This is a genomic window from Parasulfitobacter algicola (assembly GCF_013315265.1).
Lineage (GTDB): Bacteria > Pseudomonadota > Alphaproteobacteria > Rhodobacterales > Rhodobacteraceae > Parasulfitobacter > Parasulfitobacter algicola.
Genome location: NZ_JABUFE010000009.1, coordinates 153,995 through 159,994, shown reverse-complemented (window position 1 = coordinate 159,994; position 6,000 = coordinate 153,995). Strand labels below are relative to the sequence as shown.

At 52.4% G+C, this 6,000-nt stretch carries 6 protein-coding genes; 5 read left to right on the top strand and 1 reads right to left on the bottom strand.

Features of this window, described 5'->3' with window-relative positions; genetic code table 11:
- Window positions 1-319: 319 nt before the first annotated feature.
- Complete coding sequence (locus HRQ87_RS14795) at window positions 320-460, top strand: hypothetical protein (RefSeq protein WP_174139214.1); 141 nt, start codon at window positions 320-322, stop codon at window positions 458-460.
- 70 nt (window positions 461-530) lie between these two features.
- Here the strand turns inward: HRQ87_RS14795 and HRQ87_RS14790 are convergent, their stop codons facing one another.
- Window positions 531-2,558: a PhoX family protein gene (locus HRQ87_RS14790; RefSeq protein ID WP_174139213.1), complete on the bottom strand. Its 2,028-nt coding sequence runs from the start codon at window positions 2,556-2,558 to the stop codon at window positions 531-533.
- A 1,094-nt stretch (window positions 2,559-3,652) separates the two neighbouring features.
- Between HRQ87_RS14790 and HRQ87_RS14785 the strand changes: the two genes are divergently transcribed.
- Genes HRQ87_RS14785 through HRQ87_RS14770 form a run of 4 tightly spaced genes read left to right on the top strand, consistent with a single transcriptional unit; the run spans window position 3,653 to window position 5,920 of the window.
- A complete protein-coding gene (locus tag HRQ87_RS14785; protein ID WP_174139212.1) occupies window positions 3,653-4,615 on the top strand; it encodes a DUF4123 domain-containing protein in 963 nt (320 codons plus the stop codon).
- On the top strand, window positions 4,615-5,256 hold the full coding sequence (locus tag HRQ87_RS14780) for a hypothetical protein (RefSeq protein WP_174139211.1): 642 nt from the start codon (window positions 4,615-4,617) through the stop codon (window positions 5,254-5,256). Before HRQ87_RS14785 ends, HRQ87_RS14780 begins: the two co-directional genes overlap by 1 nt.
- Before the next feature lie 12 nt (window positions 5,257-5,268).
- Window positions 5,269-5,631, top strand: coding sequence for a hypothetical protein (locus HRQ87_RS14775; protein ID WP_174139210.1), 363 nt, complete (start codon window positions 5,269-5,271; stop codon window positions 5,629-5,631).
- Window positions 5,615-5,920: a hypothetical protein gene (locus HRQ87_RS14770; RefSeq protein ID WP_174139209.1), complete on the top strand. Its 306-nt coding sequence runs from the start codon at window positions 5,615-5,617 to the stop codon at window positions 5,918-5,920. The genes HRQ87_RS14775 and HRQ87_RS14770 overlap by 17 nt, the downstream gene beginning before the upstream one ends.
- The last annotated feature ends 80 nt before the right edge of the window (window positions 5,921-6,000 follow it).

The window sequence follows — 6,000 nt, the reverse complement described above, 5'->3', positions numbered from 1 at the left end:
TTTTGACCATCCCGCGCCAGCGGGGTAGTTTCATCGTGCCGGGAAAATCAAAAACGCTCATGAGAGCGTAGGATTTCACACTCTTCCGCAAATGATGGGGTGGATATCCCCGCCGCATCGGACCGATCAATGGCCTGCGCGCACCAGGGTGCTTACGCACCCCCGTGTGGCCCATGATCCGTCCGATCTGAGCGTCGGAGGTTTTGCACCCATGAGGCCGGACGCAGGTGTCCTGGCCAGACAAAAAGAAGTAAGACCCTGACAAACGACACTAACAAAAACCACCCAACCCACGCCATCTATCAAGTGACAGGCGAAGGTGAAACATCCTATTGGCATCGTGTCGGGGCTGCCTGGGCCAACAACGACGGCAAAGGCCTCACTGAAATTCGACGCCATGCCCCTGCACCGGCGCATCATGATCCGAGAGATAGGCGATGACTTGAAGGACGATCAGTAGAGCCAAGCATCAGAACCATGAGCAGTCTGAAAAGGGCCCGGACCAGGGCCCTTTTCGATAATATGTTTGATCAGACAGCGATTTTACCGCCGCCTTGTTTCGTGACGACCACCACAGATGGGCGTGGTGGCATGCCGTCCTGGAAGTCGGGCCAACGGGTGGCGGGGTCTTCAAAGGTTGAGTCACGCTCGAACCCTTCAAAGTCCTTTGTGCCATCGGTGCCGGGGTGCTGAACCGCCAGGAATAGCGTTTCGGCGTCGTCGGTGAAGTATGGGCCACAGAGTTCACCGCCAACGGGGCAGCGGAAGAACAGTTTCGAGTGCCCGCGCAGGTCGCCTTCGGTTTCCAGGGCATAAAGGCCATCGGATTTGCCTGTGCGGCCCCAGTTGCTGCCCTGATCGGTCGAAATCCACAGACGACCGTCTGCGTCGATCGCACAGTTGTCGGGTGATCCGAACCAACCGCTTTCGCTGGTCTCGGGGTTCCATTCGGCGCCCACATCGGCCACGGTCGGGTCACCACATTTCACCAGAATGTCCCATGTGCCGCGGGTCGCTGCGTGGTTGCCGCCCTCTTCCTTGATCTCGATGATGTGACCAAAGGCGCTCTCAGCGCGCGGGTTGGCCGCATTCACCTGATCGGCCTGACGACGGGTGTTGTTGGTCAGCATGATATAGGCCGTTCCGTCGCCACGTGGCTGAGCGTCCTCGGGGCGGTCCATCGGTGTGGCGCCCAACAGGTCGGCGGCCAGGCGTGTGTCGATCATTACATCACCCTGATCCTTGAAGCCGTTTTCAGCGGTCAGCGGGCCCTCACCATGGCGCAGCGGCAGCCAATCGATGGTGCCGTCTTCGTTGAACCGCGCCACATAAAGCGTGCCGTCCGACAGAAGGCTGCTGCCGAAGACAGCCGTTTCTTCGTTCACCACGTTCCGCGACACCCACTTGTACTGATAGTCAAAGCGGTTGTCGTCGCCGGAATAGATCACCAGACGATCGTCGCTGCTGACGGTGGTTTCCGCGCCTTCGTGGCGGAACCGGCCAAGCGCCGTGTGCTTGATCGGCGTCGCGGTCGGGTCGCGCGGGTCAACCTCGACAATCCAGCCAAACCGGTTCGGCTCGTTCGGTTCTTTGTCGATGTTGAAGCGGTCATAGTACTGACCCCAGGCGTACCAACGACCGGGCACACCATAACGGCGCATCGATACGGCCTCGGGCTGGGCCGACACATCGGGGTCGCCATCGGCATCCACGACATCGGTCCAGAAATATCCGTGGAAGTTTTCTTCGGCCATCAGGTACGTACCCCAGGGCGTCATACCACCGGCGCAGTTGTTGATCGTGCCGATCACCGCCAGGCCGGTTGGGTCGGCGTTGGTTTTCATCCGGTCATGTCCTGCAGCCGGCCCCGAGAATGTCATTTCGGTATCAAAAGGCGAAATACGGCGATTGTACCAGCTGTTGCGGTTCACCGACCATTTGCCGTCGCTACCCTTCTGGATTTCGACGACCGTGCCACCGTGGGCCGCCATTTCGATGTCGACGATCTCTTTCGTCATGCCCTCAAACCCGGCGCGATCCTGACGGCCAAGACCGGGGAACATGACCTCTTCGTTGGTGTATTCGTGGTTCACACATAGGATGCCACGATTTTCGTCCAGCGCGATATAGCCCACATAGTCGTTGTTATAGCCAAACTGCTTCAGTTGCGCCTCAACCGTCTGGTTTTGCGGATCAAACTCGGGCGCATCGGCGGTGATGGGGTCACCCCACCGCAGCAGCACGTCAGCGTTATACCCGTCGGCGATGTGGTGATTGATGTCGTTGCCCCAGGTCAGTTCGTCAAAATTATAGCGGCTGTTCGCAGCTGTCTGGGCAGCTGCCTGCTTGGGCGCGATCAGGGCGGATGTGCCAAACAGCGCCGTTGCAGCCGTCACACCAAGCGCACCCCGTAACATGTCACGGCGACCATACCGGCGGTTGATCATGTCACCAATGGTATTCGACAGATTCGGGTTTGTCGGGATGTCGTCGAATGCCTCGAATGCCTCGGCCTTGTTGCAATGCTCAGGGTTAGTTATGATCGTTTTGCGATCCATGTCGTCCTCCAACTGGGTTTGAATAGTCAAAATCCTAGCGATGGGTTGGACGCTATACTGGGGAATGTTACACTTGCGTGACAGCTTTAATCCATTTTTGCGAATGTTCGTAAAATGTTGAAAAAAAGGTAAAAATATCAAATATGTCATAGAGATACAGGCTGTAAATCGCATACCGCTCAACACTTGCCGTGAAACTTTCCTTCATCTGCTCAGGACAATTGACGTGTGTGATCCGATCCAGCTTGCGGATGGTCCACAATGACCTAAGATGTGTTCAAACCAAGTCATACGCTGGCAACTGTACCAGTGGACCAAGCATTGCAAAAACTGGGCCTTAAGGAATGATGCAAGATTTGTGTGGTAGTACCACACCTCTTGAGAATGGGCTGCTGCGCTCCTGCGTTCTATCTCCCTCAGCCAATGACGACGCCGAGGCATTGAGCCTGTATATCGTAATGCAAGCGTACCTGCGTTTGATCTCTCGTCGGGGAGAGGTCTCTCTCCCCAACACCCCATAGATCAACCCTGCGCGGATTGAATGCCGCCATCTTTTCACAGATGGATCCTGACCAAAGGGCTTATCGCCGCCCCTTGGAACCCGCTCGCAGGATGTGGAGATTTACCTCTCCACCTGCACCAAACCTTGCACAATCATCTGGCCGATTGATCAACGTTTAGGGCTGTCGTCTCCGGCGCAGGCAAAAGAGGGGCTCGCCATGCTCACTTCACATTGTTGCAGCTCCGCGTGGCCCTAGTCCTGTGGTTTCCAAGCCCCTTATCCTTTGCAGCCCCCACTCCTCGATGGAGGCCAGACCGGGTGCTCCGCAACCAGTCAGTTTAAAGGAAATAAAAGCTTTTTGATAAAGCCAATTTATGCCCCCGCAAAGCCGCATCTTACAGTTGCATTTGGCCAGATGCTCTGCCACATATCGGATATTGACGTGACTAAATAGGTTTTGAAACAACGCGGATTTTGATCAGTGAACACGGGAACATATGAAGACCCCTGGAACGAAGGCGAGCACCCTGTGTTGGCTGAGACGGTCGAGACATCGGCGTCTCCTCTGATCATCGAGAGAATTAAGGATATCATGCCGCTGGATGATCAGTTACGGGTCTACCCGCCCAAGACAGTGCCGGATGCTTTGCAAAATTCACTTTTCGGCCAGACTGATCCTGACAGGCCGTTGCATACCTATGCGATCTTGGATGCGGCGAAGGTCACAAACTTGCCCGAGCTGCTTAGTACGTCCAAGCTGGAGCATCGATGTCTCTTCAAGGGCCAGGCTGCAGACGATCTTAAGAATGTAGCCCCTTGGGTCGTCAAGCTGGAAGCGGACAACACATTTACCCGCCATCTGTTTACACATGATCCCGTAGACGATGTGCCGTGGTATTTGTGGGACAAAGAAGCGGGCATCTATATACGATCAACAGCTACTCTCGATCAGCTTCGGGCGCACTTCCGTAAATTTACCAAAGTGCAGGATGATGCGAAAAAATGGTTTTACTTCAGATTTTGGGAACCCTCTGTCCTGATATCCTATTTCAAAGATCGTATGATCGATAGCGACAAGATTGATGCGCTTTTCAAGCCATTTATACATAGGATGATTGCAATTAATCCCTTGGATAAAGAAACTTTTTGCTTTGAAAGAGATCCAGAACAACCCCGCGGTCCACAGAAGAAATTCATAATAGATCTATCAGACAAACGTGCATTTAGACAGCCCAAGGAAGTCCAGCTGAAAAAGGATGTCCACAAGGCGATTGAACAGAAATTTGCTAAGAAATCTGTTACACTCGAAGGTGATCTGGTACAATTGGTAGATTACGTTTTCAATTGTCTGAAACAACGAGATACTGGCGAGATTGTCAGATTTAAAGATTGCTACAAATTAACGATGTTGGTTATTCTATTTGATGAACAGCATCAGACCATTTTGGAGGGGCCTTTGTTGAATAATACTCATATTCCCATCTCAAAACGCGTTGAATTGCTTGAAAAATCCTACGTCGCTGCGATGAAACGCCTGACGAAAGGAAATTCATAATGGCAGGACCAGCTGCTGTACCGGCCGCCGCTGTAGGGGGTGTATATGTTGGGGGTGCTGCACTTTTGGCAGGGGCCGTTTATCTGATGACGCCTGCGGGTCAACGGGCCTCGGCCAGTTTGGGCGAGGCGATTTATGATGGGGGTGCTGCAGCCGTTGATAATATTACCGATCTGCTGTCCTCGGACGATGTCGAAACGCCAGCCGTTCCAACAACAGGTGCAACCACCACAACAGATACCACCACATGCGAACGCGGATGTGATTGGCGCCATTTTTGGCATTTCACACGACCTGAAGTGACCGCAGCAATTCGTTTAAGCAACGTTATGACCCCCGGACTTGGCGGAGGCGTCTATTTCGCCGAAAGCCCATGGGGCCCGATGACGGTGTTTTATTCCCTGTTTATCGGCAATCCGCTGTATCTGGGAAAAGAAAAAAGCTATACCCATGTCGCCGTGGATGGAACGGTTCCGATCGCATTTGCAAAGCATAACTTTCCGTCGAATGAATATCTGCATCCAGGCGCCTTGCGGGCTGTACCGGGGCACGTATTGTTTATTGACTCAGGTCCCAATATTTTTGCTGAACATCCTCAGTTTCTTGTCTATGAGCCATATTATGCCGCTCTTCATACCTAGGAATGTGCCGCAATGACGGATCAAACGCATAAAATCACGTTCGGGACGCAGGACGAATGTATCGAGCTTCTGAAAATCATCTGCGTCCGCAAGTTCAACCCTAATGATACGCTGGCAACCCTCAGCCAGCCCTTGAACAAAATCATAGATGATCTGATGGATCTGACACCCGATCTGACAACGCAACTTGAACCGTTTCGCGATCAGGCAATTCTGACGTTCCAAGAAGACAGCCAAACGTGGGACTGGCTTCAAAAACAATCCGTAGATCAGCAAAAGCACTATGTTTATCAGTACTTCACGCCATTGCAACCTTATAGGCCACTTGGTGATCTGACCTCAAAAGAGACAGTCATAGATGCATATAGACCTTAATTTCATCGAATTTAATATTCTGATGGGTGCTTTTATGCAAGGCCGCTTTAGTCCTGCCTATATGGAGCAGAACCTGGTCGCAGATGACACATTGATTGCATTGACCGAGACACTGCTAAGCACCGCACAGGATGCATATGGCGATCAGGCGCCGCCATTTTATCGAAAAAAAATATCGCAGTCAGAATTCTTTAATTCCATGGTTTATGGAAATATTCTGGAGTTGAATATCGTTGACGATCAAATCCCGGCTTTAATCGCACCCTATATCATTACGGGTGATCTGTAATCAGCCCTTTGGGCACTCTGTTTTAAGCATTCTTTTAAAAAGGTTTCTTTGTGCGGCTGATGTTGTGTGTTTGCTGTGAT

Coding starts and splice junctions, on each gene's coding strand:
- HRQ87_RS14785 (WP_174139212.1), top strand. CDS start 3,653: ATGCCGCTGGATGATCAGTTACGGGTCTACCCGCCCAAGACAGTGCCG.
- HRQ87_RS14790 (WP_174139213.1), bottom strand. CDS start 2,558: ATGGATCGCAAAACGATCATAACTAACCCTGAGCATTGCAACAAGGCC.
- HRQ87_RS14775 (WP_174139210.1), top strand. CDS start 5,269: ATGACGGATCAAACGCATAAAATCACGTTCGGGACGCAGGACGAATGT.
- HRQ87_RS14780 (WP_174139211.1), top strand. CDS start 4,615: ATGGCAGGACCAGCTGCTGTACCGGCCGCCGCTGTAGGGGGTGTATAT.
- HRQ87_RS14770 (WP_174139209.1), top strand. CDS start 5,615: ATGCATATAGACCTTAATTTCATCGAATTTAATATTCTGATGGGTGCT.